The sequence below is a fragment of the Gluconobacter cadivus genome, assembly GCF_015244745.1.
GTDB lineage: Bacteria > Pseudomonadota > Alphaproteobacteria > Acetobacterales > Acetobacteraceae > Gluconobacter > Gluconobacter cadivus.
Genome location: NZ_JABCQI010000001.1, coordinates 586,495 through 609,501, shown reverse-complemented (window position 1 = coordinate 609,501; position 23,007 = coordinate 586,495). Strand labels below are relative to the sequence as shown.

28 protein-coding genes and 1 tRNA gene are annotated in these 23,007 nt (G+C 58.7%); 21 read left to right on the top strand and 8 right to left on the bottom strand.

Annotated features, from left to right (window positions below):
• From folP to HKD28_RS02775, 8 genes are all read left to right on the top strand, one after another.
• Positions 1-798 carry a dihydropteroate synthase gene (gene folP / locus HKD28_RS02810; protein ID WP_207728812.1) on the top strand — a complete coding sequence of 266 codons (798 nt, stop codon included), beginning with the start codon at positions 1-3 and terminating at the stop codon, positions 796-798.
• Positions 795-1,694 carry a 2-amino-4-hydroxy-6-hydroxymethyldihydropteridine diphosphokinase gene (gene folK, locus HKD28_RS02805; RefSeq protein WP_194266756.1) on the top strand — a complete coding sequence of 300 codons (900 nt, stop codon included), beginning with the start codon at positions 795-797 and terminating at the stop codon, positions 1,692-1,694. The genes folP and folK overlap by 4 nt, the downstream gene beginning before the upstream one ends.
• Positions 1,691-2,365, top strand: coding sequence for a GTP cyclohydrolase I FolE (gene folE, locus HKD28_RS02800; protein ID WP_235993248.1), 675 nt, complete (start codon positions 1,691-1,693; stop codon positions 2,363-2,365). The genes folK and folE overlap by 4 nt, the downstream gene beginning before the upstream one ends.
• A 118-nt stretch (positions 2,366-2,483) precedes the next feature.
• Positions 2,484-3,026, top strand: a complete 543-nt coding sequence (locus HKD28_RS02795) for an RrF2 family transcriptional regulator (RefSeq protein WP_194266755.1) — start codon at positions 2,484-2,486, stop codon at positions 3,024-3,026.
• A 29-nt stretch (positions 3,027-3,055) separates the two neighbouring features.
• Positions 3,056-3,448: a cupin domain-containing protein gene (locus tag HKD28_RS02790; RefSeq protein ID WP_235993247.1), complete on the top strand. Its 393-nt coding sequence runs from the start codon at positions 3,056-3,058 to the stop codon at positions 3,446-3,448.
• A gap of 19 nt (positions 3,449-3,467) precedes the next feature.
• The gene (locus HKD28_RS02785; protein WP_194266754.1) at positions 3,468-4,376 is read left to right on the top strand and encodes an NAD-dependent epimerase/dehydratase family protein; all 909 of its coding nucleotides are present in this window, start codon (positions 3,468-3,470) and stop codon (positions 4,374-4,376) included.
• Positions 4,377-4,497: 121 nt separating this feature from the next.
• On the top strand, positions 4,498-5,103 hold the full coding sequence (locus tag HKD28_RS02780; RefSeq protein WP_194266753.1) for a CatB-related O-acetyltransferase: 606 nt from the start codon (positions 4,498-4,500) through the stop codon (positions 5,101-5,103).
• A 191-nt stretch (positions 5,104-5,294) separates the two neighbouring features.
• The gene (locus HKD28_RS02775) at positions 5,295-6,194 is read left to right on the top strand and encodes a fructose bisphosphate aldolase (protein ID WP_194266752.1); all 900 of its coding nucleotides are present in this window, start codon (positions 5,295-5,297) and stop codon (positions 6,192-6,194) included.
• Positions 6,195-6,209: 15 nt separating this feature from the next.
• On the opposite strand, the gene HKD28_RS02770 is transcribed toward HKD28_RS02775, so the two are convergent.
• The 3 genes from HKD28_RS02770 to queE are packed head-to-tail and all read right to left on the bottom strand — an operon-like array spanning position 6,210 to position 8,112.
• Positions 6,210-6,737, bottom strand: a complete 528-nt coding sequence (locus tag HKD28_RS02770) for a 6-carboxytetrahydropterin synthase (protein WP_194261803.1) — start codon at positions 6,735-6,737, stop codon at positions 6,210-6,212.
• Positions 6,734-7,468 (bottom strand): 7-cyano-7-deazaguanine synthase QueC, encoded by a 735-nt coding sequence (gene queC / locus HKD28_RS02765; RefSeq protein ID WP_194266751.1) that lies wholly within the window; start codon positions 7,466-7,468, stop codon positions 6,734-6,736. The genes HKD28_RS02770 and queC overlap by 4 nt, the downstream gene beginning before the upstream one ends.
• A 2-nt stretch (positions 7,469-7,470) precedes the next feature.
• Entirely contained in the window at positions 7,471-8,112 is a 642-nt protein-coding gene (queE, locus tag HKD28_RS02760) for a 7-carboxy-7-deazaguanine synthase (protein ID WP_194266750.1), read from the bottom strand.
• A gap of 134 nt (positions 8,113-8,246) precedes the next feature.
• On the opposite strand from queE, the gene HKD28_RS02755 reads away from it, so the two are divergent.
• Entirely contained in the window at positions 8,247-9,086 is an 840-nt protein-coding gene (locus HKD28_RS02755) for an ABC transporter permease (protein ID WP_194261806.1), read from the top strand.
• A gap of 4 nt (positions 9,087-9,090) precedes the next feature.
• Positions 9,091-9,861: an ABC transporter ATP-binding protein gene (locus HKD28_RS02750; RefSeq protein ID WP_194266749.1), complete on the top strand. Its 771-nt coding sequence runs from the start codon at positions 9,091-9,093 to the stop codon at positions 9,859-9,861.
• A 9-nt stretch (positions 9,862-9,870) separates the two neighbouring features.
• On the opposite strand, the gene HKD28_RS02745 is transcribed toward HKD28_RS02750, so the two are convergent.
• Complete coding sequence (locus tag HKD28_RS02745; RefSeq protein ID WP_457851964.1) at positions 9,871-10,218, bottom strand: DUF3147 family protein; 348 nt, start codon at positions 10,216-10,218, stop codon at positions 9,871-9,873.
• A gap of 76 nt (positions 10,219-10,294) precedes the next feature.
• Positions 10,295-10,371: transfer RNA gene (locus HKD28_RS02740), tRNA-Asp, on the bottom strand.
• A gap of 201 nt (positions 10,372-10,572) precedes the next feature.
• Between HKD28_RS02740 and HKD28_RS02735 the strand changes: the two genes are divergently transcribed.
• The 10 genes from HKD28_RS02735 to HKD28_RS02690 all read left to right on the top strand — a co-directional run bounded on the left by HKD28_RS02735 (position 10,573) and on the right by HKD28_RS02690 (position 18,823).
• Positions 10,573-11,502, top strand: coding sequence for a retroviral-like aspartic protease family protein (locus HKD28_RS02735; protein WP_194266747.1), 930 nt, complete (start codon positions 10,573-10,575; stop codon positions 11,500-11,502).
• A gap of 118 nt (positions 11,503-11,620) precedes the next feature.
• Positions 11,621-13,093 (top strand): methyl-accepting chemotaxis protein, encoded by a 1,473-nt coding sequence (locus tag HKD28_RS02730; protein WP_194266746.1) that lies wholly within the window; start codon positions 11,621-11,623, stop codon positions 13,091-13,093.
• On the top strand, positions 13,093-13,362 hold the full coding sequence (locus tag HKD28_RS02725; RefSeq protein WP_194266745.1) for an STAS domain-containing protein: 270 nt from the start codon (positions 13,093-13,095) through the stop codon (positions 13,360-13,362). The genes HKD28_RS02730 and HKD28_RS02725 overlap by 1 nt, the downstream gene beginning before the upstream one ends.
• On the top strand, positions 13,359-13,718 hold the full coding sequence (locus HKD28_RS02720) for a response regulator (RefSeq protein ID WP_194266744.1): 360 nt from the start codon (positions 13,359-13,361) through the stop codon (positions 13,716-13,718). The genes HKD28_RS02725 and HKD28_RS02720 overlap by 4 nt, the downstream gene beginning before the upstream one ends.
• Complete coding sequence (locus tag HKD28_RS02715; RefSeq protein WP_194266743.1) at positions 13,715-15,763, top strand: chemotaxis protein CheA; 2,049 nt, start codon at positions 13,715-13,717, stop codon at positions 15,761-15,763. Before HKD28_RS02720 ends, HKD28_RS02715 begins: the two co-directional genes overlap by 4 nt.
• A gap of 2 nt (positions 15,764-15,765) precedes the next feature.
• Positions 15,766-16,188 (top strand): chemotaxis protein CheW, encoded by a 423-nt coding sequence (locus tag HKD28_RS02710; RefSeq protein WP_194266742.1) that lies wholly within the window; start codon positions 15,766-15,768, stop codon positions 16,186-16,188.
• Positions 16,185-17,042 carry a CheR family methyltransferase gene (locus HKD28_RS02705; protein ID WP_194266741.1) on the top strand — a complete coding sequence of 286 codons (858 nt, stop codon included), beginning with the start codon at positions 16,185-16,187 and terminating at the stop codon, positions 17,040-17,042. Before HKD28_RS02710 ends, HKD28_RS02705 begins: the two co-directional genes overlap by 4 nt.
• The gene (locus tag HKD28_RS02700; protein WP_194266740.1) at positions 17,039-18,100 is read left to right on the top strand and encodes a protein-glutamate methylesterase/protein-glutamine glutaminase; all 1,062 of its coding nucleotides are present in this window, start codon (positions 17,039-17,041) and stop codon (positions 18,098-18,100) included. Before HKD28_RS02705 ends, HKD28_RS02700 begins: the two co-directional genes overlap by 4 nt.
• Positions 18,097-18,492, top strand: a complete 396-nt coding sequence (locus HKD28_RS02695) for a response regulator (protein WP_194261816.1) — start codon at positions 18,097-18,099, stop codon at positions 18,490-18,492. Before HKD28_RS02700 ends, HKD28_RS02695 begins: the two co-directional genes overlap by 4 nt.
• On the top strand, positions 18,485-18,823 hold the full coding sequence (locus HKD28_RS02690; protein WP_194266739.1) for a hypothetical protein: 339 nt from the start codon (positions 18,485-18,487) through the stop codon (positions 18,821-18,823). Before HKD28_RS02695 ends, HKD28_RS02690 begins: the two co-directional genes overlap by 8 nt.
• 4 nt (positions 18,824-18,827) lie before the next feature.
• On the opposite strand, the gene HKD28_RS02685 is transcribed toward HKD28_RS02690, so the two are convergent.
• From HKD28_RS02685 to HKD28_RS02675, 3 genes are read right to left on the bottom strand one after another with little or no spacing between them, the layout of a single operon-like run.
• On the bottom strand, positions 18,828-19,208 hold the full coding sequence (locus HKD28_RS02685) for a hypothetical protein (protein WP_194266814.1): 381 nt from the start codon (positions 19,206-19,208) through the stop codon (positions 18,828-18,830).
• 47 nt (positions 19,209-19,255) lie between these two features.
• Complete coding sequence (locus tag HKD28_RS02680) at positions 19,256-20,170, bottom strand: 4-(cytidine 5'-diphospho)-2-C-methyl-D-erythritol kinase (protein ID WP_194266738.1); 915 nt, start codon at positions 20,168-20,170, stop codon at positions 19,256-19,258.
• Positions 20,167-21,942 (bottom strand): tetratricopeptide repeat protein, encoded by a 1,776-nt coding sequence (locus HKD28_RS02675; RefSeq protein WP_194266737.1) that lies wholly within the window; start codon positions 21,940-21,942, stop codon positions 20,167-20,169. The genes HKD28_RS02680 and HKD28_RS02675 overlap by 4 nt, the downstream gene beginning before the upstream one ends.
• 99 nt (positions 21,943-22,041) lie before the next feature.
• Between HKD28_RS02675 and HKD28_RS02670 the strand changes: the two genes are divergently transcribed.
• Complete coding sequence (locus HKD28_RS02670; RefSeq protein WP_194266736.1) at positions 22,042-22,899, top strand: uracil-DNA glycosylase; 858 nt, start codon at positions 22,042-22,044, stop codon at positions 22,897-22,899.
• Positions 22,900-23,007 lie beyond the last annotated feature (108 nt).

The following is a 23,007-nucleotide window of genomic DNA, read 5'->3' as shown; positions in this document are numbered from 1 at the left end:
ATGAACCGGTTTGGAAACGGGCAGGTGGCGGTCATGGGGATTGTGAACGTCACGCCGGATTCCTTTTCTGACGGAGGCCGCTTTTTTCGGCCTGAAGCGGCTCTGGCCCATGGGCGGGCGCTCGTGGCGGATGGGGCGGACCTGCTGGACGTGGGGGCCGAGTCCACGCGGCCGGGTTTTGCGCCGGTTGCGGCGGAGGAGGAATGGGCGCGTCTTGCGCCGGTCGTGGGGCAGTTGGTCGAGGACGGAGTGGTCGTTTCGGTGGACACGACCAAGGCGTTCGTCGCGAAGCGGGCGCTTGAGGCCGGTGCGGCGGTCATCAACGATGTCTGGGGATTGCAGGCGGACCCGGACATGGCCTCGGTGGTGGCGGATTCGGACGCGACGGTGATTGTGATGCATAACCGTCATGACGTGGACGAGGCGCTGGATCTGCGCGCGGACTGGCGGCGTTTCTTTGACCGGTCGCTGGAACTGGCAGAAAAGGCCGGGATTATGCGCGATCGGATTGTGCTGGACCCGGGTGTGGGGTTCGGCAAGGCGCAGGTGCAGAATGTGGAGGCCGTGGCGCGGCTGGGGGATCTGCGAACCGAATATGGGTTGCCGGTTCTGCTGGGGGTGTCGCGCAAATCCATGTTCGGGCATTTTCTGGGGCGTGCGGCGTCCGAGCGGCTGGCGGGAACGCTGGCGACCCATTTGTACGGGGTGGAGCAGGGCGCTGCGGTCCTGAGGGTGCATGACGTGCGCGAGCATGTGGATGCGTTGAAAATGCTTCAGATTTTGAAGGATGTCCGATGATTGTGCCTGCCCTGACGTCTGTTTTCGTGCGGGATCTGTGTCTGTTTGGCTATCATGGTGTCCTGCCCGAAGAGACGCGGATCGGGCAGCGTTTCGTGGTGGATATCGAGATCCGGGCGGATCTGTCGGATGCGATTGCGGGCGATGATTACGAACAGGCCGTCTGTTACGGGACGCTGTGCGATATCGCGTCGGACATCGTGACTGGAAAGCCGCTTCAGCTTATCGAGACGGTCGCCGGGCGGATGGCGCAGAGTGTGCTGGCGCGGCTTGAGCGTGTGGAGTGGGTTCGGGTTGAAGTCCGCAAACCGTCCGCGCCGGTGCCGTATGTGGTGTCAGGGACGGCCGTGGTGGTGGAACAGGCCCGGGTTTACGAGGTTGCGCTCTCTCTGGGTAGCAATCTTGGAGAAAGGGAGGCTGTTCTGGCGGCGGCTGTGGATCGGCTGTCGCTTGTGGGCGGGCTGGAGATCGTGAAGGTGTCGTCGCTGTATGACAGTGCGCCCTGGGGCGGCGTGGAGCAGCCGACATTCGTCAATATTTGTGCGACCGGACGGACGACGCTGGCGCCTCATGCGCTTCTGCGGGAGTGCAAAGCGATCGAGGCGGAGCTGGGACGTGTGCCGGGCGTGCGCTGGGGCGCGAGGGCCGTGGATATTGATGTTCTTTATTATGGCGCGCGGGAGGTTCGGGACCGGGTTCTGAGGCTGCCGCATGCTTGTCTGTTCGAGCGGGCTTTTGTGCTGGAACCGCTGGCGGAAATTGATCCAGATCATGTCATTAGTGGACGTCGCGTGCGGGACGCGCTAGCAGTCCTGCCGCGGAGCCCGGGGGATGTGACCCGGCGCGTCCCTGATGGCACGGGCCGTTGGGGCATAGAGGAGCCTGAACCCGCATGACCAACCTGAACGCCACGACCGTAGCCACCGCATCGGCCTATCAGTCGGACAGTCAGGAGAGCCTCTCGTCCGAGGAGCGTCGTCCGATGGGAGCGTTGCCGCTGCCTGCGGATGCGGAAGTGCGGATTGCGGGGGCTGTGCGGGAAATTCTTGAGGCACTGGGTGAAAACCCGGATCGCGAGGGACTGCTCGATACGCCGCAGCGCGTGGCGAAGATGTATCTGGAAGTGTTCAGCGGCCTGCATCAGGACCCGCGGGATCATCTGAAGACGCAGTTCTCGGCGGACCGGCATCATGGTGCGGTGATCGTCAAGGATATCCGCTTCCATTCGATGTGCGAGCATCATCTGCTGCCGGTTTATGGCAAGGCGCATGTGGCTTACCTCCCGGCGGGGGGGCGTCTGACGGGACTGAGCAAGATTGCGCGGCTGGTGGAAGGCTTTGCGCGTCGACCGCAGCTTCAGGAGCGTCTGACGGACCAGATCGCGCAGGGCATGGAAGATGTTCTGGCGCCGGAAGCTGTGCTGGTCGTGATTGAGGCCGAGCATATGTGCATGAGCATGCGCGGTGTGCGCTCGCCCGGTTCCACGACCGTGACGTCCATCGCACGCGGAAGCTGGCAGCACGACAATGCGGCCCGGATGGAGATTATGTCGCTTCTGCGCGGGTAATCCGCGCCAGGCGTTTCGGGGTATTCTGAAAAACGGATGATTTTTCAAGGCTTTTGAAGCCTGCGTTTCTGCGCGTGGATGACTTGCGAATCAAAACGCGGACTTATATGGTCTGCGTATGGCACTTTATGGCGCAAGCACCGAATACGTCCTGCACAGCCTGTTGTGGCTCGTGGAGCATCCCGAACCGGTCAGCAGTCTGGATCTGGCGGAGCTTCAGGACATTCCGGCGGCCTTTATCGCCAAGCAGCTTCCGAAGCTGGAGAAGGCCGGGATTCTTGCGGCTTCCGAAGGGCTGAGGGGCGGCTACAGGCTGGGCCGCCCTCCGACGCAGATCAGCGTGCTGGATGTTGTGGACGCGGCTGAGGGGCGGAAGAGCCTTTTTAACTGTCAGGAAATTCGCGGGCGCTGCGTCCTGTTCGATGACGCGCCGCCGCAATGGGCCACGAAAGGCGTGTGCAGCATTCATGCGGCCCTGCTGCGGGCCGAGCAGACCATGCGCGAGGAACTGGCGCGGACATCTCTGGCCGATCTTGCAGGCTCCATGCGGAACAAGGCGCCTCCTGCGTTTCTGGGACAGGCGCAGGGATGGCTTGAGAACCGCTCCCAGACACGCCGGACCAGTAAAGTCCGGCAGCGGCGGTCTGCGGATACGGACTGATTTTTTCACATCCAACATCGAAATACAGAATGATGCGTCGTTTTATTGCGTTTGGCGCTTTGGCTTTGTGCGTCTGCACGTCTTCCCTTCATGCCGAAACGAAGGTCACGCCGCTTCTGGCCCATGATCTGCCGGGCATACCGGTAAAAGAAGGGGTCATGCTGACCGTCGATTATCCACCCGGCGGGTCGGACCCGATCCATCGGCATGGCGCTTCGGTGTTCGTTTATGTGTTGCAGGGCAGTGTTGTCATGCAGGTCCGGGGTGGGAAGCCTATGACCCTTCATCCGGGGCAGACGTTCTTTGAGGGGCCGGATGATGTGCATCTTGTTGGACGCAATGCCAGCCAGACCGAGCCTGCCCGGTTCCTTGCGTTTTTCGTCAAGGACAAGGCTGCGCCGTTCGTCTTGCCTGCGAAGTGACGTCTGAAGGAGCCGGATCATGAAAATTCTGCTGGCTGGGGCAAGCGGTGCTGTGGGTCGCCCTCTGATCGCGCGTTTGGTGAAGGCGGGGCATGAGGTCTGGGGGATGGTGCGTCGGGCTGAAAATGCGCCTGTCCTTCAGGAACTGGGCGCACGGCCGGTGGTGGGGAATGCGCTGGATCGGGTGGAAATGTTCGCTCTGCTGGAGCGGGTACGGCCGGAGGTTGTGATCGATCAGTTGACGTCCCTGCCGTCCAGCCCGTTCGATCTGGCGCAAAGGCTGCCTGCGGACCGGGGGCTGCGTCTGGAGGGCGGGGGCAATCTTCATGATGCTGCTCGGGCTGTGGGGGTGCGACGTTATGTCCAGCAGTCCTGCGGGTTTTACCTGAATGGTGAGGGGGCGCTTGCGACTGAAGACTCGCCGTTGAGAACGGATGCTCCTGGCGGGATCGGGGAGAGTGCGCGGATGTATGAAATGCTGGAACGACGCGTTCTGGGTGATGGCGTCATGGAAGGTGTCGCGCTCAGATACGGGTTTTTCTACGGGCCGCGCACCTGGTACTGGCCGGATGGTGCGTTCAGCCTGCATGTCCGCGAGGGGGAGGTGCATGTGATTGGAGCCGGGCAGGGCGTGTTTTCGTTCATTCATGTGGACGATGCGGCGCAGGCAACGGTTGCGGCTCTGGCGGCACCTGCGGGGGTTTATAACGTGGTTGATGACCAGCCGACCGCGCTGTCTCGATGGTTGCCAGCCTATGCGGCGTGGGTTGGGGCCGATGCTCCGCCTCATATGGATGAGGCCGATACTGTCAGGCGGGGCGGTGAAGAGAGCGTCTATTATCAGAACAGTCTGAGCGGGGCCTGTAATCGCAAGGCGAAGGCGCTTCTCGGACTTCAGCCAGCAAGAGTGCCTTGGTTGAACGTCTGAAATCACGTTTTCTCGAGGCGCATGGACTTCCGGTGCGGCAGGGGCATGCTGGTCTTGCGGCTGCGGTTCTTTGTGTTTGGCTTCGGCTTTTCCGCAGGCATCAGCATGAAGGAATGAGCCCATGTCGTTTGGAAATCGTGCCTTTCAGGCCCTGACACGTTATGCGCTGGCGTATCAGCAAGATGAGTGGGGTTGGGAGATCGGCCCACACACTTATGGTGTCCCTACTGTTCTGGAAGCCGGAGAGGCCGGGCTGCGGATTGGCGACTACTGTTCGATCGGCCCCGGTGTCACGATCATTCTGGGGAATCACCGGGCCGATCTGGTCAGCACCTATCCGTTCAAAACGCTCTCGCATTTCTGGCCCGCTGCCGAGGAGGGGCAAGACGATCACTCCAGCAAGGGAGAGGTCGTGATCGGCAATGACGTCTGGATTGGAGCGCAGGCTACGGTCATGTCTGGCGTGACGATTGGCGACGGGGCCGTGATTGCCGCGCAGGCGCTCGTGACGAAATCGGTGCCGCCTTATGCGATTGTGGGGGGTAATCCGGCAAAAGTGATCCGGTACCGGTTTCCCGAAAGCATCATTGCGCGGCTTCTGGCGCTGGCCTGGTGGGAATGGCCGGAAACTCTGGTGAAAGAGCGCTGCGGAGCGCTGATGAGCGACGATATCGAGGCGTTTTTGGCGCTTTATGAAAATGGTCAGAACGGCTCTGAAGACGGCTGATCCTGATTTGGTGAGCGGCGGGCCGCTTCATCGGGTGTCGGGGGTGCGCTATGACTTTCCGCAGCTGTCGGGCAGGAACCATTCCGGGCATCGGCGCGATTGGACTGTGTCGGGAAACGCACTGCGAGGCGGGGTGATCCGTGGGGTCCTTCGGGAGCGGTGACGGTTTTCCTGTATCGAAGGGGATCTTGATGAGCACCGCAGACAAGATGATGTCACAGATGGCCGACAAAGGCGGGTTTATTGCCGCTCTGGACCAGAGTGGCGGTTCCACGCCGGGCGCGCTGAAGCAGTATGGTATTGCCGAGAGCGACTATTCGGACGAAAGCCAGATGTTCGCGCTCATGCATGACATGCGGGTTCGGATCATCACGGCGCCTTCCTTTACGGGCGACAAGGTGATCGGGGCCATCCTGTTCGAGCGCACGATGGACGGCGACGTGAATGGTGAGCCTGTTCCGGCCTATCTGTGGCGCGAACGGGGCGTTGTGCCGTTTGTGAAAATCGACAAGGGGCTGGAGGCGGAAGCGGACGGCGTTCAGCTTATGAAGCCGATGCCCGATCTGGATGCCCTGCTGGCGCGTGCGGCCAAACTGGGCGTTTATGGAACGAAAGAACGCTCCACCATCCGTCTACCCTCCGAAAGCGGCATCCGGGCCATTGTTCGCCAGCAGTTCGCGGTGGCCGAACAGGTTCGCAAACATGGGCTGGTGCCCATTCTGGAGCCGGAAGTGCTTATCAAGAGCCCGGACAAGGCCGCGTGTGAGCAGCTTCTGCACGATTACGTTCTCGAAGAGCTGCAAAAGCTGCCCGAGGACGCGCGGATCATGCTGAAGGTGACAATCCCGGAAATTGCGGATCTCTATGACGATATTGCGCGTGATCCGCGGATGGTTCGGGTTGTGGCGCTGTCAGGAGGCTATCCGCTGGATCAGGCCTGCGAGAAGCTGCGGCACAATCACCGGATGATTGCGAGCTTCTCCCGCGCGCTGATCGGGGATCTGAGGCATCAGATGGATGATGCGCAGTTCGATGCCGCGCTGGGAGAGGTGATCGGGGAAATTTACGACGCTTCGGTCCATAAGGCCTGAAGCTTGGTTCGGACGTCAGGAAATGCTGGCGTCCGCTTTATTCCACCAGCACTGTTCCGGGGGTCTTGAGACGGCGGGCAGGTAATGCTGCGGATTGCCGCCGAGGCGCACGGTGTTGGTAGGGGTTTCTTCCAGTTCGATTTCATGAACGCGCAGAATGTCGCCCTGATCCGCAAGAATGGCGGTCAGTTTGGCGAGCATGAGGGCGGCCATCAGTTCGGTTGTCGGGTCGCCGGGCGTGACGACGATCCGGCTGGCGCGTTCGGGTTCATTGGCGCGGAACCATGCGAGAAGCGGGTCTGTTTCCGAAAGCTGGAGCGCGTGATCGAGGCTGTTGTCCACAAAATGGTGCCAGCGCGTTTTGGCGTCCGCAAAGGGGAGGATCATGTTCGCATGACCGTCCAGTCGGGTCTGTTTGGCCGGACGCAGCGTGACGCGGACATATTCGTTATGGCCATGAGGGATGGCGCAGCGTTCGCTTGATCCGGTAATGAGCCTATGGCCCATGCAGAAACGCCGCGTAAAGACGAGTTCGGCGGTCATACGGCGCCTCCATGACGGCTCTGCTGGTAGCGGCGCCATCCGTCGGCCCGCAGGTTGCAGGCCGGGCAGGTGCCGCAGCCATAGCCCCAGTCATGCTGATGCGTACGATCGCCCATGTAACAGGAATGGCTGTCCCGGTTGATCAGGTCCACGAGGGGCTGGCCGCCGAGTTGCTCGGTCAGGTCCCATGTCTGGGCCTTGTCGATCCACATCAGCGGCGTATGCAGCACGAAACGCTGGTCCATGCCGAGGTTCAGGGCGACCTGCAGGGCCTTGATCGTATCATCGCGGCAGTCCGGGTAGCCGGAATAGTCGGTTTCGCAGACGCCGGTGACGATGTGGCGCGCATTGCGGCGGACGGCGAGGGCTGCGGCGAAGGTCAGGAAAATGATGTTGCGGCCCGGCACGAACGTGTTGGGCAGACCGTTTTCGCTCAGTCCGATCTCGGCTTCACGGGTCAGGGCCGTTTCGGAGAGCGCGCCGAGGGAGGCGAGGTCGATCGTGTGATCGTCGCCGAGGCGTGCTTTCCACTCTGGCGAAAACGCGGCCATCTGCTCGCGCAGGGTGTCGCGGCATTCGAGTTCGATGGCGTGGCGCTGTCCGTAGGCGTATCCGACCGTCTCGACGCGGTCGAAGCGGGAGAGGGCCCAGGCGAGGCAGGTTGCGGAATCCTGCCCGCCGGAGAACAGGACGAGCGCGGTGTTGCTGCTGATGGCCGTGTTCGTGTTCATGGTCAGGGGATTCCGATCAGCTTGTGCGTCTGGAGCGACAGGCGCCAGCGCGGGTGGCGCAGACAGTAGGCGACGGCGGCCTGTGTGTTGGCGATGCGGTCGGGGCCGTCCATGGGCTGAAGCCAGAAATGGCGAAAGGAGAGATGTTCGAACAGTTCGGGCGGCAGCTCCGGCTGGGGGTAGATCAGCTTGAGTTCCGCGCCTTCGATCTGGACAAGCGTGCTGTTGGGTTTGGGGCTGACGCAGACCCAGTCGATTCCGGCAGGCGCTGCGATCGTGCCGTTGGTTTCCACGGCGATTTCAAAACCCTGAGCCTTCACGGCGGCGATCAGCGAATCATCAAGCTGGAGCAGAGGTTCGCCGCCTGTAAAAACGACATAGCGGCGACCGCTGTCATCGGCGGTGCCGGTCCAGCAGGCCGCGATGGTGGCGGCCAGAGCCTCGGCGGTGTCGAAGCGGCCACCGCCTTCGCCATTCGTCCCGATAAAATCGGTATCGCAGAACGTACAGGCGGCCGTGGCGCGATCCTGCTCGCGGCCCGACCACAGGTTGCAGCCCGCGAACCGGCAGAACACCGACGCACGGCCTGTCTGTGCACCCTCGCCCTGGAGGGTCACGAACATTTCCTTCACAGCATAAGACATGACCGCAGCATGTCGGCGAGGATGGCGCAGGATGCAAGGGAAATCATCATGTCGGGCTGAAGGTGTTCTGCGAAGTGGGATGTTTCGCGGGCAAGGGGGATGGGCAGCGCCTGCTTTCATGGTAGGGAAGGCGCATGGAAGACATGAATGCCCGTTCTCCTGTTCTGACCCTTGAGCCTCTGCGCGGCTGGGGGCTCGTCCGCGCCGCGTGGAGCGATCTGCAGGCGGGCCTGCGGCTGTTGCCGCTGGCCGTGACGCTCGGCTGGCTGGATATCAAGATGCGATATCGCGGCTCCATTCTGGGACCGCTGTGGCTGACGCTGTCCACGGCTGTCATGATTGGCGCGATGGGGGTGGTGTACGGCTATCTCTTCCACATGGATCTGAAAGCCTATCTGCCGTTCCTGTCACTTTCGATCGTGTTGTGGGGATATGGCGGGACCGTCATCAACGATGCGGGGACAGTCTTTACGCAGAGCACGTCCCTGTTCCATGCGATGCGGATTCCGGTCAGTCTGCCGGTCACGCAGGTGATCGTCAGGAATCTGCTGATTTTGCTGCATAACATGGTTGTCGTTGTCGTCGTGTTTGCGGTCTTCCATGTCTGGCCGCAGCAGATCTGGAGCCTGCTGTTCAGTCTGCCGCTCTGGATCGTGGACAGTTTCTGCGTCATTCTGCTGATCGGGATGTTGGGCGCGCGGTTTCGGGACATTGCGCCCATCGTGGCGTCTCTGATGCAGATTTTCTTTTTCGTGACGCCGGTGATCTGGAAGCCGGAACTGATCACGACCGGACGGCACTATCTGTTGCTTGATCCGTTTTATCCGCTGCTTGAAATCGTGCGGGCGCCGCTTCTGGGCCAGACGGTGGAGTCCATCGTCTGGGAAGCGGCTCTCGGGCACAGTGTGCTTCTGTGGCTTCTGGCAGCCATTCTGTTCTGCCGGATGCGGTCGCGCATTCCTTACTGGATCTGATCTGATGCCCGGGATTGTTGTTGATCGCCTCTGTATCGATTTTCCGCTGTATCATGGGCAGAGCCGCTCCCTGAAGCGGCAGGTCGGCAAAACGCTGGCCCGGTTTGCGCCATCATCGCCTTCGGCGCATCTGATGCATGATCTGCGGGAGCGCACGATCGTGAGCGTGCTGCGGGAGATCAGTTTCACGCTGAATTCCGGCGAGCGGCTGGGGTTGATCGGCAGCAATGGTGCTGGAAAAACCACATTGTTGCGTGCGCTTGCGGGCATTTACGAGCCCGTTGCGGGACGCGTGCGGCTTGATGGAACGATGCGGACGCTGCTGGACAGCAGTCTGGGCATGAATCCCGAACTGACGGGGCGTGAAAATATTCGCCTCAAGGGACGCTATGAGGGTCTCTCACGTCAGCAGATTGAGCGGATCGAGCAGGACGTACAGGATTTTGCCGAACTCGGCCCTTATATGGACATGCCGATGAAGGTTTACAGTGCGGGCATGAGTGTCCGACTGGCCTTTGGTCTGGCAACAGCGTCTTCGCCGCAGATCCTGCTGATGGATGAATGGTTTCTCGCGGGGGACGGGGTGTTCATGAACAAGGCCAAGGCGCGCCTTGAGGAACTTGTCCAGCAGGCGGAAATCCTTGTGTTGTCCACGCACCAGCCCAAGATCATGCGGCAATGGTGTACGCGCGTCATCTGGCTTGAGAACGGACATATCCGCATGGACGGCACGCCAGACGAGGTTTTGGACGTCTATCTGGAAGAGGCGGGCTGAGGGCCTGTCTCAGCCGCCTGTACCGAAACGGGCGAGCGCCCATGTCGTGCAGAGATACAGAACAATCGTCAGCGCACATCCTGCCAATAGGGCGAACCAGAACGGCAGCCCTGCCTGGAGCAGTCGCGGAATCAGTAGAAACATGGGCAGCGAGGGAAGCACATACCAGAATGTCGCTTCCGCATGACGGCTCATGACGATGCGGTCCGGCTTTTCCAGCCAGAGCCAGATCATGCCCAGAACCGATACGAGCGGCAGGGATGCAGTCAATGCACCAAAGCCGGGATAGCGCCGCGCAATACTGGAGGCGGCGGCGATCAGGAGCCCTGAAATCAGGCATTTCAGAATGAAGAACAGCATAGTCTTCCCTAAAAACGGGCAGTGGCTTCTTCAGAATTTTTTTTGGAGAATGCGGCCAACTCCATGAGAGGAGTGGCGCGAGTGACGGGGCTCGAACCCGCGACCTCCGGCGTGACAGGCCGGCGCTCTAACCAACTGAGCTACACCCGCAGAGACACTTTTCAGTGTCTTGGGACCTTCCGTCTTGAAGCTGTTTGGCTTCCTCTTGGTCGGTGGCGGTGATGTATCAGCCTGCCTGTGGGGTGACAAGAGGGTTTTTTGAAAAAAAAGCCTTTCGGATCAAAAAACTGCCTTGCCCGGGAGGAAAGGGGCGTGTCCTGTGTAACGGAACGATACAGGCGGGAGAGCCTCATGAAGTTGGGACGACTGGCGGCACTGCTGTTTCTGGGGACGGTGCTGGCCGGGTGCGAGACGGGGCCGCACCAGTGCAAGCTGATCACGAGCGGGAACATGCCCGTGCTGAATGACTGGGGTAGCCCGATCGTGCGGGCCGCGATCAACGGGCACCCGGTTGCACTTATTGTCGATACGGGGGCGTTCGCTACGACGGTTGGACAGAGCTTTGTCGAACCTCTGGGTCTGAATGATATGGGGAGAACGGTTCTGATCCATGGTGTTGGAGGTCAGGACTATGGACGTGTCGTGACGATCGACACGCTGGACATGGGGAGTTCCAAAGCCACCAACATCGCAGTTGCCGGTGCCGGGAAATTTGTCGGAAAGGTCGCTGGCCTTCCGGTTGTGGGGGTGTTCGGGCGTGATTTTCTTGGGCGCTACGATACGATTGTGGACATGCCTTCACACCGTGTCCGGCTGGTTGAGACGGAAGACTGTGATATCCCCACGCCGGGATGGGAGGGTCATATCCACGTCGTGCCGATCAGCCATATCTATAATGAAGGCCATAAAACCACCCTGGAAATACGTCTGAACGGCCATCCGGTTGATGCAACGCTGGATACGGGAGCCTCGACCACCCTGATCAGTCTGGACGCGGCCCGGGCAGCTGGTGTGACGCGTGCGATGCTGGAAAAAGATCCTGTTTCAACCGGATATGGGCTGACGCGGGACCCTGTGAAAAATTATCTCCATCATTTTGAGACACTTCAGGTGGGGGATATCGTTTTTCACGATGTCTCTCTGAAAGTGGGGGGAGGGTTGCCCGATACGGATGCGCTCCTCGGGGCGGATGTTCTGAAACATTACCGGATCTGGATCCCCCGTTACGGCAACCGGATGTTTGTTCAGCACGATGTCGATATTCCGGCCCCCTCTTACTGAGACTGTCTGGAGGCGCATTAACGGAGTTTCAATCAACTGTTCTCTAGGAAGGAGATTATCTGGCCGGCTGCCTTTGGCCGGCATGGTGTGATCTGTGTTTCTGGAGAGACAGCCTGGCATGTCCGACATACGCTCTGTTCCCGTACAAGGGAGTTTCCTGCTGCGTCGGCGGCTGCTTCTGATATTTGCCATTCCTGTAATCGTCGGAGTCTGTGGGGTGCTCTGGGGGGTGAAGGTGAGCGGCCTCTCTGCTGCATCTGCCAGGGCGTTTCTTGTCCCTGAAATCGCGCTTCTTGGACTGTTTGTTGTTTCGGGAATTTTTGCGTTTGTTCAGGTCGCGGGACGCGGGGATGCTCTGACAGGGGCTGTCAGGCAGCTTGCCGCCCAAGGGACCCTGCCGAAAGATGCTCATGAAGCCAGTCTGGTCCGGTTACAGGTCATGCTGGGCGAGGCGCGCACCAATTCCGAGAGAAGTGAAATCCTGGCATCTCAGGCGCAGTCTGCGCTTGCCGCTGTTCGGATCGAAGCTGAAGACGCACGGCAGTCGGCCCAGCAGGAAGCTGCCGAACATGAGCGGGTGATTGAGATTGTTGGGAATGCCATGGCGAATCTGCGCGATGGCGAACTGGGATTTCGCCTCGAAGAGGCCTTGCCCGCCCGCTACGACCGACTGCGGCAGGATTTCAACGAAACGGCGTTGAGCCTTCAGAAAGTGATGGTTTCGCTGAACGACAGCATTTCGACGATTTCATCGGGGTCTGCTGAAATTGCATCCGCGGCAGACGATCTGGCCCGTCGTACGGAACTTCAAGTTGCGCGTCTTGAAGAAACGACGATTTCTGTCGGCAATGTCACGGAAACTGTCCGCAAGACGGCTGCGGCCTCGGTTCATGCGAGCGAAGTCGCCAGTCAGACGCGTGATCGTGCGGAAAGATCTGGAGAAGTGATGATGGCTGCTACGGCGGCCATGCAGGACATTCAGAAATCGTCCATCCATATCGCACAGATTCTCGGGCTGATTGACGATATTGCTTTTCAGACAAATCTGCTGGCGCTGAATGCCGGTGTCGAAGCTGCCCGAGCAGGGGACGCGGGTAAGGGATTTGCGGTCGTCGCGGCCGAGGTTCGTGCGCTGGCGCAGCGATCAGCGGATGCGGCCAAGGAAATCAAGGGACTGATCACCTCCAGCACACAGCAGGTCAGTCGTGGCAGTTCTCTGGTCGAAGAGACGGGGGTCGCGATGAAATCGATCGTGGAGAACGTCAGTGAAATCAGTGTGCTGATCGGTGAAATTGCTACGGCTGCACGGAGCCAGGCGAATGACCTTTCGGAAATCAGCGTTGCGGTCAGCCAGATGGATCAAAACACTCAGCAGAATGCCGCAATGGTCGAAGAAGCCACGGCTGCCAGTCATAATCTGAGTGCGGAAGCCAAGGAACTTGTGGGAAGTCTCCAGCGGTTTCACTTGCAGGATTATGGTGATGACCAGTTTGGCTTGGCAAAAGAAGACTCCATTCTGCCACCTGCCACCACGCAGTGGGGAGAAAGTCCTTTTCAGACGTCTGATGAAGGTTGGGAGGAATTCCGGTAATGGAAGCCCTCATTCTCCCTGAAATATTGGATACCAGATATGCGGTTCCGTTTTCAGAACTTCTGAAAAAACAGGAGGGCGCCTTTCTTCTGGATGGAGAGAGTGTGCAGCGTGTTGGGGGACTCTGCTTTCAATTGCTGGTCTCCGCATTTGCGACTGCGCAGACGCTGGGCACGTCTTTTGAAATCAGAAACGTCTCCGATGAAATGAAAGAAAACCTTACCCTGCTTGGCGGAGATTTTCTTCTCAAAGGGGAAGGCGCAGCATGAATATTCTGGTTGTCGATGATTCCAGAACCATGCGGGATCTGATCAGTCGTGAGCTTCGCGGAGGCGGATACGACGTCGAAACGGCTGAAGACGGCGTGGATGCTCTGGAAAAGATCAAGGGATTTTCCCCTGCCGTTATCATAACGGATCTGAACATGCCGCGTATGAACGGGCTAGAACTGACGCAGGCCCTGCGTACTCGGGATGAAACGAAGTTTGTTCCGATCATTTTTCTGACGACGGAATCCGGTGACGAGCTTCGGCGTGCTGCGCGCGAGGCCGGAGCGACAGGATGGATCGTCAAGCCATTTGACGGCCCTAAACTGCTTGCGGCAGTCAGGCGGGTCAGCGCATGAGTGCGACAGAGTTTACGGATGATATGGATGCCATCCGACAGATTTTCTTTGACGAGTGCGATGAACAGCTCGCTCTTCTTGAAGAAGAACTGACGACGTTGAGCGATGAGCCGGAAGACAAAGAAAAGATCAACACGATCTTTCGGTGCGTTCATTCCATCAAAGGCGGAGCAGCGGCCTTTGGGATGGAGGAACTGGTAAAATTCTCCCATCTTTTTGAGAGTGTGCTTGACCTGTTTCGGTCAGGAGCCTTGTCCGTCACAGCTGAGAGTATCGCGACGTTTTTAAAGTGTAAGGATGCTCTGTTCGATATCGTTACAGCTTTTAAAAATGAAGGGACGGCCTGTGAGGCTGCCTCCGATACTGTGGCTGAACTGGAGCGATATCTTGATTCAGGAGCGCCCGAACCAGAGCCGTCCCCCGAGGATGTGGAGATGGATGACATCTTCGGGATGGCGTTTGCGCCAGTCAAAATTGAAATCGAGGCGCCGGTCGACCAGCGGTTTTCAATTTCCCTGAGAGTAACGACTGAGTTTTACGAGCGCGGCGATGATGTCCGGAATATTCTGATCGCATTGAAGGGACTGGGGGCGCTTCAGGTTGAAGTGGATACGGACGCGGTTCCACTGATTGGCGATATTTCACCTGAACGGAGTTATCTAACGTGGAATCTCCTGTTGGAAACTCAGAAGTCGCGTGGTGACGTCGAGGAAATTTTCGAATGGTCCGGAGACGATCTTCAAGCGACGGTTACGCTCATAGCTGACAATGTTGCTGACGGTCCCGCATCTCTGCCTGTGGAGGTTGAAGAAAAAATAGATCTTCAGATCAAGAAGCCTGCCGAGCGCAAGGAATCCGCGACTGTCCGTGTCGACATCCAGCGGATCGACAAGCTTGTCGATCTGATTGGGGAGCTGGTGATCAATCAGGGTGCCATTCAATCACAGATGCGGCGTAACAAGGTTCACGGAGATTCTGTTCTGGGAAATGTCGTGACGGCGCAGGAGCAGCTTATTCACGAGCTTCAGGAAAACGTCATCACCATGCGGGCCTATCCGATCAAAACCGTTTTCCAGAAGCTGGGCCGGGTTGTCCGAGAGACGGCAAGACTAACGGAAAAGCAGGTTCGGCTTGTGCTGGAGGGAGAAGACACCGAGGTGGATCGTTCCATTCTCGAAAAGCTGTCCGACCCTCTGACGCATATGGTCCGTAATGCGATTGATCATGGTATCGAAAGTCCCCAAGCCAGATCGCTGGCTGGCAAGGATCCGGAAGGGCTGCTCAGACTTCGGGCGTTTCAGCGCTCTGGGCGGATCATCGTCGAAATTCAGGATGATGGCGCTGGTCTGGATGCCGACAGGATTTACGAAAAAGCGGTTGAAAAAAAGATTATTGAAAGAGGTCAAAGACTGGATCGGGAAGAAATTTATTCCCTGATTTTTGAGCCCGGTTTCTCCACTGTCGCAGAAGTCACCGATGTTTCGGGGCGCGGCGTGGGAATGGATGTGGTCAAGCAGAGTCTTCAGCAGATCAATGGGAGGATTTTTATTAGCTCTGCTAAAGGAAAGGGGACGACGTTTTCGATTTCACTGCCGTTTACGTTGTCAGTTATTGAAGGAATTATTTTCAAGGCCGAAGGCCAGGATTTTGTAATTCCGGTCAATAACGTCCTTGAGACAATTATCTTCGACGCGAAAAAAGCTTTTCATGTTGGAGAAGGGAAATACGGATATCCTTATCGGGACGGCTATTTATCCGTGATTTATGCCTCTGATATTATTGGAACGTCTTCTGATGGACTGAATCAAAAGATATGTTTTGTTATTGAAAATGAAAACGAAGAAAAACTTGCATTTATTGTTGATAAAATCATTGATCATTCAAGGTTTGTAGTAAAGAATCTTGAAGACAACTATAGAAAAATCGCCTGCTTTTCAACGGCGACCATTCTTGGGGATGGGAACGTGGCATTTATTCTGGACGTTGAATTTCTCTTTGGTGAGCTTCTGAAAAAACGGGAAGGTTCGTTGGAGGAAAGGGTATGATCATGGAAAAAGCTCTAGTCTTTTCCTTGGGGAGCCAGGAATTTTCTGTTCAGATTTCTGCCGTGAAGGAAATCAAGGAATGGGCGAAAGCGACGCCTTTTCCGGCAGCTCCGGCTTTTGTGGAAGGAGTGGTCAATGTCCGCGGTTCCGTGATCCCGCTTGTGAACATGGCCCAGATGATGGGGGTTTCTGATGATAACGATGAAAAAAAGGCCATTATTTTTCTGAAAGACGACAAGAAGATTATTGGTTTTTCGGTTTCGAATGTGACGGATATCTCGGATATTGACGAAGAAGACTTCCGACCCCTTCCAGAGCTTTCCAGCGATAATCTCAAATACTATTCAAACGGCATTCTGTCCTTGGGAGGGCGTCTGGTTTTTTCTGTGAATGTGTCCTCGCTGTTTGAAGGAAGTTTGCAATGACAGTGATGGAGCTTCAGGATCAACAGGAGATATCGGACGAAAATTTTCGGATTATTGCAGGGATTGCCAAAACGTCTGCTGGAATTTCTTTATCTGACAAGAAGAAAAGCCTTGTTTATTCGAGAATTTCACGCCGTGTCCGGCAGGAAGGGTTTGGCTCTTTTGATGAGTATTGTGATTTTCTGGTAAGTGGCGCTGGAGTTAATGAAAGAAATCATCTTGTTTCGGCGCTGACGACAAACGTTACCAGCTTTTATCGGGAAAAGCATCATTTTGCGTATCTGGAGCAGTTATTGCGCCAGAAATTATACTCGCGCATTGAACGTGGCGAGGAACTCAGGATCTGGTCGGCAGCCTGTTCGAGCGGCGAAGAAGCCTACTCCATTGCTATGACAGTCTTGAAGTGTCTGTCTGGCATCTCGGGACTGAAGGCAAAGATTCTGGCGACAGATATTGATGCCGACATCCTCAGTCAGGCCAAGCTGGGCAGTTATAATTCTGTGGAAGCGGAAGCCTTGTTTGAGGCCGGCGTGCTGTCGTTCTGTCGGCTCGAAAGCAATCGGGTCGTCATGTCTGAAAGAATTCGGGACATGATTCGGTTTCGCCGGCTCAATCTGGTGGAGCCATGGCCGTTTTCATCGCGGTTTCACGCCATTTTCTGTAGGAATGTCGCGATTTATTTCGACCGGGAAACTCAGGACAGGCTCTGGGGCAATCTCTCGACGCGCATTTTTCCAGGTGGTGAGCTTTATCTGGGACATTCGGAACGTATTGCTCATCCCGAACGCTTTGGAATGGAAAGCATTGGGTATAATGCCTATCGCAAGGTTTCGACCGGAGAGATGTCTCCATGAGCGGTTTAAAGCCTTTGACGGTCGTGGTCGTCGACGACTCTCTGACAACGCGGGCGCTGATCGCAGCAGCTCTCAAACGTGATCCCCGCGTCCAGGTTGTTGGAACGGCTGGAACGCCTTTTGAGGCACGCGATCTGATCGTGCGGCTGAATCCTGATGTGCTGACGCTTGATTACGAAATGCCGTCCATGAATGGATTGCAGTTTCTTGAAAAGATCATGCGGTTGCGCCCGATGCCTGTAGTGATGGTGTCGGGTCGTCTCTCCAGTCATCAAGGGCTGGTGGAGCAGGCGCTCCGGATGGGGGCTGCCGAGTGGTATTCGAAAATGGCGCTCGGGAGCGGAGAGGAGCCCTTTGCCGGGTTGGGAGACGCGATTGTTCGAGCAGGCGCCACAAAAGGGCAACCTGCCGTATCGGTAGGGGGGAGTTTGGGAGCCAGAGTGATGGCTGCCACGAAAACCGGAACTGTCGTTGGCATAGGTGCCTCGACCGGTGGCGTGGAAGCTCTAACGGATGTGCTCGAGCATTTTCCGAAGGATTGCCCCGCGACAGTCATCGTACAGCATATGCCAAAACAGTTTTCCGAGAGCTTTGCGCGCCGTCTGGACAGGGTTGTGAAACCGGACGTCAGGCTGGCGGAAGAGGGCGATGTGCTGAAGCCGGGTGTTGTGTATGTCGCGCCCGGTGGGGGGCGTCATCTTCGTATCAGGGGTGGGGTGCGCCCCGGTGAGTATGTCTGCCAACTGGTAACGGCGCCCCCCGTTAATGGGCATCGGCCATCCGTGGACGAACTGTTTTATTCTCTTGCCGCCACAGTGGGGAAAAATGCTGTGGGCGTCATCCTGACCGGGATGGAGTGCGATGGTGCGCAGGGTCTGTTGGCCATGCGTCATGCCGGTGCCTGTACGATCGGTCAGGACCGGGCAAGTTCTGTCATTTATGGCATGCCACGGGCTGCTTATGAATTGGGCGCGGTGGACACGCAGCTTCCGCTGTCCGCCATTGGTCCCGCTATTCTCAATCTTTGTGAACGCCGTTCTCTGGAGACGTATCCATGATTTCCGCATCTTCCATGTCCGTGCTCCTCGTGGACGACCAGACCTCTATCCGTTCGATCCTGCGCAATACGCTTGCCCAGATCGGTTTTGTGCAGATTGCTGGTGTCCGCAACGGGGTGGAAGCTCTGGAGCATCTGAAGAGCAATTCGGTTCATCTTATCATTTCGGACTTCAACATGCCGGACATGGACGGGCTTGAGCTTTTGAAGGCCGTCAGGAGCAATGCGCGCACTGCGAAAACAGGTTTCATCATGTTGACCGGGCAGGCGAGCAAGGAACTGGTGCAGCAGGCGATCGCGGAGGGCGTGAACAATTTTCTGGCCAAGCCTTTTACGGCCAGCTCGCTTAAATCCCGCATCGAAGCTGTTTTCGGACCGATCTGCGGTGCTTGAGGCTTCGAAGGGACTTCCGTTGCCTCAGGTTCTCGAAGGGCTTGGGGTACAGCTCGCCGTCAGTCTTCAGGAACTGCGAAGACTGGAGACCGTCTGTCTGAAGGCGCTTCTGGGAGAAAATCCTCTGGAGTTGCAGGATTTCGACAGGATCGCCCAGGTTCTGGATCAGGTGGCGAGCTGCTGTGAAGGGCTGAGCCGTGAGCCTGAGGTAGAGACTGTGCAGGTTCAGCGGTCAGTTGTGGATCGTTTGACGATGGGAGAGATCCGTCAGCGTCTGCTGGCGAAAGCCCCCCGTCCGTCAGTAGGCTCCGGAGAGGTTGAGCTCTTCTGAGGGATCAGCTTGGTGTGCTGGCATCCTGAGGGTTCGAGCGGATCATGGTGCGCTGTTTCTGCAGGCCGTGAATAATCTGTTCGACGTCCTGAGGGCCGAAGACAACGCCAACCGGCCCATAGGCCGGATGCTGGAACGCCAGCATTGATCCTTCGGTCAGGGCGTCGATCTGAAGGGCCCAGTTTGTGGTGTAGACCGGCGTGAAGCGCGCGCCTGCAATGGGGGCTGGCGGGCGTTTTTCGATCAGGGCGGCATGGGCCAGACCTAGGCTTGTGATCAGTTGGGACAACTGGGCCTCGTCTAGAGACAGGCTGCCTGAAACGCCGCTGCCTTCAAGAAAGGACAGGATGGCCGTCTTGCCGTCTTCGGAACGTGTGACCTGCATGCGTGGGGCTGTCATGATGTTCGGCTCCCTGCCCGGTTGTGATGTGATCAGGTTGAAGACCCAGTGTGGTGGAAGCCTCCGGCCCATGTCCACCAATTCAGACGCGCGCTCTGTTCGTTCAGGATCCGTGCGGCATTTATGGCGCTGTCGGGATTGGGGAAAATCCCGAAGCAGGTGGCGCCTGAACCGCTCATACGCGTGAGAAGGCACTCGGGAAGGCTGCCGATGGACGCCAGAACAGTGCCAATCACCGGGCATTGTGACAGGGCCGGAGTCTGAAGGTCGTTGGTTGTGGCGTTCAGGTCGGCGACCATGGCTTCTGCGCTGTCCCAGCGGATAGGCAGGAAGGCTTGAGGCCGCTCCGTAATGCCGCCGCCCGCGGCGAAGGCCCGGAAGACCTCGGGTGTCGAGACGCCGACGCCGGGATTGACGAGCAGGAGGCCCGCATCAGGCAGGACCGGGGCCGGTGCGAGGATTTCTCCAATCCCCTGCATCCGAGCCGGACGCTGCGCGATACAGACGGGAACGTCTGCGCCCAGTTTTTCGGCGACCGGAAAGAGTGTGGCCTGTTCCACGTCCCATTCTTGGGCCAGCAGGCGCAGCGTTGCTGCAGCGTCCGCAGAACCGCCACCGATCCCCGAAGCAACAGGAAGGTTCTTTTCAAGTTTCAGGCGAAAGGACTCGGTCAGGCCATTAAATGCTGTGCCAGCCTTGGCCTGAAGGGCGCGGGCGGCGCGCAGGACGAGGTTCTGGTTGTCCGCTTCCAGCCCTTGGCCGAAGGGGCCGTCGATCGTCAGCGACATCGTATCGGCGGGGCCTTCAAGCGTGATGCGGTCTGCGGCGCCTGCGAATACCGCGAGGCTGTCGAGCAGGTGGTATCCGTCGTCGCGTCGGCCGGTGATGTGCAGGAACAGGTTGATTTTGGCGTGTGCTGTGGCTTGGGGGGCGTTTGTGAAGGTCATTGTTTCTGTTCGAAAGCTGCGAGATGGGGGCCGCCGTTCTGGAGCGCCTGTAGCAGAAGGGCGCGGTCCTGCGGCTGGGGGTTGTCGTCGAGGGACTGGTTCCACTGGTCCTGCGCCTCGGTGTGCCGTCCGAGATACCAGTAGGCGACGCCGAGATGATAGCCGATTTCGGCATCGCCGGGCGCGTGCTCGGCGGCCTGAACCAGCACGGGAAGCGCGGTTTTGAGGTCTGCGCGATATTTGAGAAGGGCCCAGGCGTAGCTGTCCTGAATGGACGCATCCGCGGGTTGGAGATCAACGGCTTTTTTCAGCATGGCGAGAGACTGCGCCTGATCGGTGTTATGCTCGATATTGGCATAGCCGACGAAGTTCAGGACTTCGGGCTGGTCCGGAGCGAGTTCCAGCGCATGTTTCATGTCGTCCTGCACCATCGGCCAGTTGCCGCTTTCCTGAGCGGCCATCGCGCGGCCCAGCAGGATGGGCCAGAGGACTTCCTTACGGGGCGGGGAGGCCTTGAGGGCGCGGGTGTAGAGTGCGACTGCGTCTGTATGATGGCCGCGCTGGTCTTCGACTTCGGCAAGCTGGATCAGGAATTCCGGGTTCTCGGGACGCAGGGCGAGAGCGCGGTGCAGGGCATCGGCTTCCTGTCCGAGGTCTCCTGAGCGCAGGGCAAGGTTGATCCGTTCCTGTGCGGCCAGGGCGGCAAGGGGATCGGACGGGGAAATGCTGTTTAGTTCGGCGAGGCCGCTGGTGATCTGGTTGGCTTCGCGGAAAGTATCAGCCAGAAAGATGCGTGCGAGTGTCAGGCCGGGATCGAGGAAAATGGCCTGTTGCAGGGCGATGATGGCTGGATCGCGTGGAATGCCGTCCTGTTGGATGGCGTCCGTAATCATGAGGGCCATCTGAAGATTGAGGACGGCCCCGCCGAGTGCCGGCGTTGGTTTTTTAAGGTTTGGAAGATCCTCTTGGATCGGGCCGATGACGAGGGCGGCCAGCGGAGAAGTCACGCCCAGAGCGGAGACGACGTCGCTGGCCTCCTTGTGGTGGCCGTGCCGTTCGAGCCAGCCGCCATAGAGCTGCGCGTAGAGGATCTGGAGCGTCAGTGGATCTCCGGACGCGTTTCCTGTGCGGTGATAGAGCTGTCCGGCGAGTAGGGGAGTGGGCAGGTGTTCCGCCACCATGGCCGCATGCAGCAGATAGAGCCTGCGGGTCGTAGGCTGCCCTGCGGCTTCCGCCAGCAGGTTCAGGGCTTTGTCGGGGTGGCCCTCGGCGGCGAGGCTCCAGCCCATGAGAACGGGTGCTGCGATTGTGACGAGCGGACCGTGATGGGGACTTCGGGTGAGGATGCGGCGCATCGCGGCCCAGTCTTGCCGGGCGAAGGCGTCCTGCGCGAGAATGAGGGTGCCGATATCGCTGCCACCGCCCTGATCGGGCAGGGCGGTGGCGAGTTTGACGGCTTCGGTCTGACGACCGGCCATGGCGGCATAACGCAGGGCGTCGTGTTGTAGCTGAAGGTTATGCGGTGCGAGCGGCAGGGCATGGGAGAGGGCCAGATTGGCGGCGGGAACGTCTCCGCGTTCCATCATGACCGTTGCCGCCAGCATCCAGCCGGTCAGGGAATTTTCCGGATTGACGGTGGGCTTTATGGTGGGAGGCAGGGCGGCCAGCGCGCTCCCTGTCAGGCCGCTGCCCAGCGCGAGAGCGGGAAGCACCAGACGGAGCGGGCGGGAAAATTCCTCGAATGATCTGGGCCAGCCGCGTGTGATCTGCATAATGGAAGAAACTCTAGCCCTCTTGAGGCTCCACGCCAACCGGCATCCCTTTGGGGTCTGTGTGGCGACGGAGTGAGAGGCCATCAGGACGGATCAACCATGACGCCCCCAGTCAGTGATGTGTCGGCAGTTCTGAGCCGGGCCGATCTGCTGGCCGCGCTTCAGCTCCAGTATGACTGGGGTGTGGACGAGGCCCTGTGTGAAATACCGGTGGACCGTCTGTCCGAGGCGACGCCGCAACTGCCGCCGCGTGTCGGGACGGAGCGGCAGGATTTTGCGCAACATTTGCCTGCGGCTCTTTCGGGAGGCGACGGAGCGCGCCGGATGCCTGCGAAGGCGGCTGGCGTGTCGGCGAGCGGGCTGTCCGGGCGGGCGGTGGAAGAAGCGCCCGATCTGCCGACACTGATGCGCCTGACCGAAGCGCCGGGCGATCTGTTTCTGGCCCGAACCGCCACACATCGGCTCGAGCCGGTTTTCGTCGAGGGGGCGCCGTTCATGCTGATCGGCGAGGCGCCCGATGCGGATGAGGACCGTTCCGGCACGTTGTTTGCGGGCGAGGGCGGGGCATTGCTGGAGAAAATGCTGCGGTCTGCGGGACTGGAGCGCGGGGGGATTTCGATGGCGCCCGCCTTGCCGTGGCGGCCGCCCGGCGGGCGAACACCGAGTGATGCGGAGATGCAGGCCTGTCTTCCGCTCTTGTTGCGGACTATTGCCCTGTGTCGGCCGGGGTTTCTGGTGACGATGGGGGTGACGCCGCTCAAGATGCTGGTGGGTCCGGATGCTGCTGTCGGGCGAATGCGGGGGCGGTGGACGGACGTATCGGTTCCGGGGCTTGCGACTCCGGTGCCACTTCTGCCCATGCGGCACCCTCTGCAACTGCGGGCAAGCGCGGCTGCGCGGCGGAATGCCTGGCAGGATCTGCTGATTCTGATGGAGAAACTCTCTCCAGAAGAATGAGGACTAAGTGGGTACAAATACTACCGTTAAAAAACTTCGGAAAAACGTAAAAAAACGCGCGATGACAGGTGTTTGCCACTGGATTGTTTTGGGGTTGGGTTATATCAT

Bases quoted from the DNA above. Each gene is read 5' to 3' on its own strand.
- HKD28_RS02755 (WP_194261806.1), top strand. From the start codon at position 8,247: ATGGAAGACATGAATGCCCGTTCTCCTGTTCTGACCCTTGAGCCTCTG.
- HKD28_RS02770 (WP_194261803.1), bottom strand. From the start codon at position 6,737: ATGACCGCCGAACTCGTCTTTACGCGGCGTTTCTGCATGGGCCATAGG.
- queC (WP_194266751.1), bottom strand. From the start codon at position 7,468: ATGAACACGAACACGGCCATCAGCAGCAACACCGCGCTCGTCCTGTTC.
- HKD28_RS02730 (WP_194266746.1), top strand. From the start codon at position 11,621: ATGTCCGACATACGCTCTGTTCCCGTACAAGGGAGTTTCCTGCTGCGT.
- HKD28_RS02680 (WP_194266738.1), bottom strand. From the start codon at position 20,170: ATGACCTTCACAAACGCCCCCCAAGCCACAGCACACGCCAAAATCAAC.
- folK (WP_194266756.1), top strand. From the start codon at position 795: ATGATTGTGCCTGCCCTGACGTCTGTTTTCGTGCGGGATCTGTGTCTG.
- folE (WP_235993248.1), top strand. From the start codon at position 1,691: ATGACCAACCTGAACGCCACGACCGTAGCCACCGCATCGGCCTATCAG.
- HKD28_RS02705 (WP_194266741.1), top strand. From the start codon at position 16,185: ATGACAGTGATGGAGCTTCAGGATCAACAGGAGATATCGGACGAAAAT.
- folP (WP_207728812.1), top strand. From the start codon at position 1: ATGAACCGGTTTGGAAACGGGCAGGTGGCGGTCATGGGGATTGTGAAC.
- HKD28_RS02710 (WP_194266742.1), top strand. From the start codon at position 15,766: ATGGAAAAAGCTCTAGTCTTTTCCTTGGGGAGCCAGGAATTTTCTGTT.
- HKD28_RS02735 (WP_194266747.1), top strand. From the start codon at position 10,573: ATGAAGTTGGGACGACTGGCGGCACTGCTGTTTCTGGGGACGGTGCTG.
- HKD28_RS02695 (WP_194261816.1), top strand. From the start codon at position 18,097: ATGATTTCCGCATCTTCCATGTCCGTGCTCCTCGTGGACGACCAGACC.
- HKD28_RS02790 (WP_235993247.1), top strand. From the start codon at position 3,056: ATGATGCGTCGTTTTATTGCGTTTGGCGCTTTGGCTTTGTGCGTCTGC.
- HKD28_RS02670 (WP_194266736.1), top strand. From the start codon at position 22,042: ATGACGCCCCCAGTCAGTGATGTGTCGGCAGTTCTGAGCCGGGCCGAT.
- HKD28_RS02775 (WP_194266752.1), top strand. From the start codon at position 5,295: ATGAGCACCGCAGACAAGATGATGTCACAGATGGCCGACAAAGGCGGG.
- HKD28_RS02675 (WP_194266737.1), bottom strand. From the start codon at position 21,942: ATGCAGATCACACGCGGCTGGCCCAGATCATTCGAGGAATTTTCCCGC.
- queE (WP_194266750.1), bottom strand. From the start codon at position 8,112: ATGTCTTATGCTGTGAAGGAAATGTTCGTGACCCTCCAGGGCGAGGGT.
- HKD28_RS02785 (WP_194266754.1), top strand. From the start codon at position 3,468: ATGAAAATTCTGCTGGCTGGGGCAAGCGGTGCTGTGGGTCGCCCTCTG.
- HKD28_RS02795 (WP_194266755.1), top strand. From the start codon at position 2,484: ATGGCACTTTATGGCGCAAGCACCGAATACGTCCTGCACAGCCTGTTG.
- HKD28_RS02780 (WP_194266753.1), top strand. From the start codon at position 4,498: ATGTCGTTTGGAAATCGTGCCTTTCAGGCCCTGACACGTTATGCGCTG.
- HKD28_RS02720 (WP_194266744.1), top strand. From the start codon at position 13,359: ATGAATATTCTGGTTGTCGATGATTCCAGAACCATGCGGGATCTGATC.
- HKD28_RS02750 (WP_194266749.1), top strand. From the start codon at position 9,091: ATGCCCGGGATTGTTGTTGATCGCCTCTGTATCGATTTTCCGCTGTAT.
- HKD28_RS02725 (WP_194266745.1), top strand. From the start codon at position 13,093: ATGGAAGCCCTCATTCTCCCTGAAATATTGGATACCAGATATGCGGTT.
- HKD28_RS02685 (WP_194266814.1), bottom strand. From the start codon at position 19,208: ATGCAGGTCACACGTTCCGAAGACGGCAAGACGGCCATCCTGTCCTTT.
- HKD28_RS02715 (WP_194266743.1), top strand. From the start codon at position 13,715: ATGAGTGCGACAGAGTTTACGGATGATATGGATGCCATCCGACAGATT.
- HKD28_RS02700 (WP_194266740.1), top strand. From the start codon at position 17,039: ATGAGCGGTTTAAAGCCTTTGACGGTCGTGGTCGTCGACGACTCTCTG.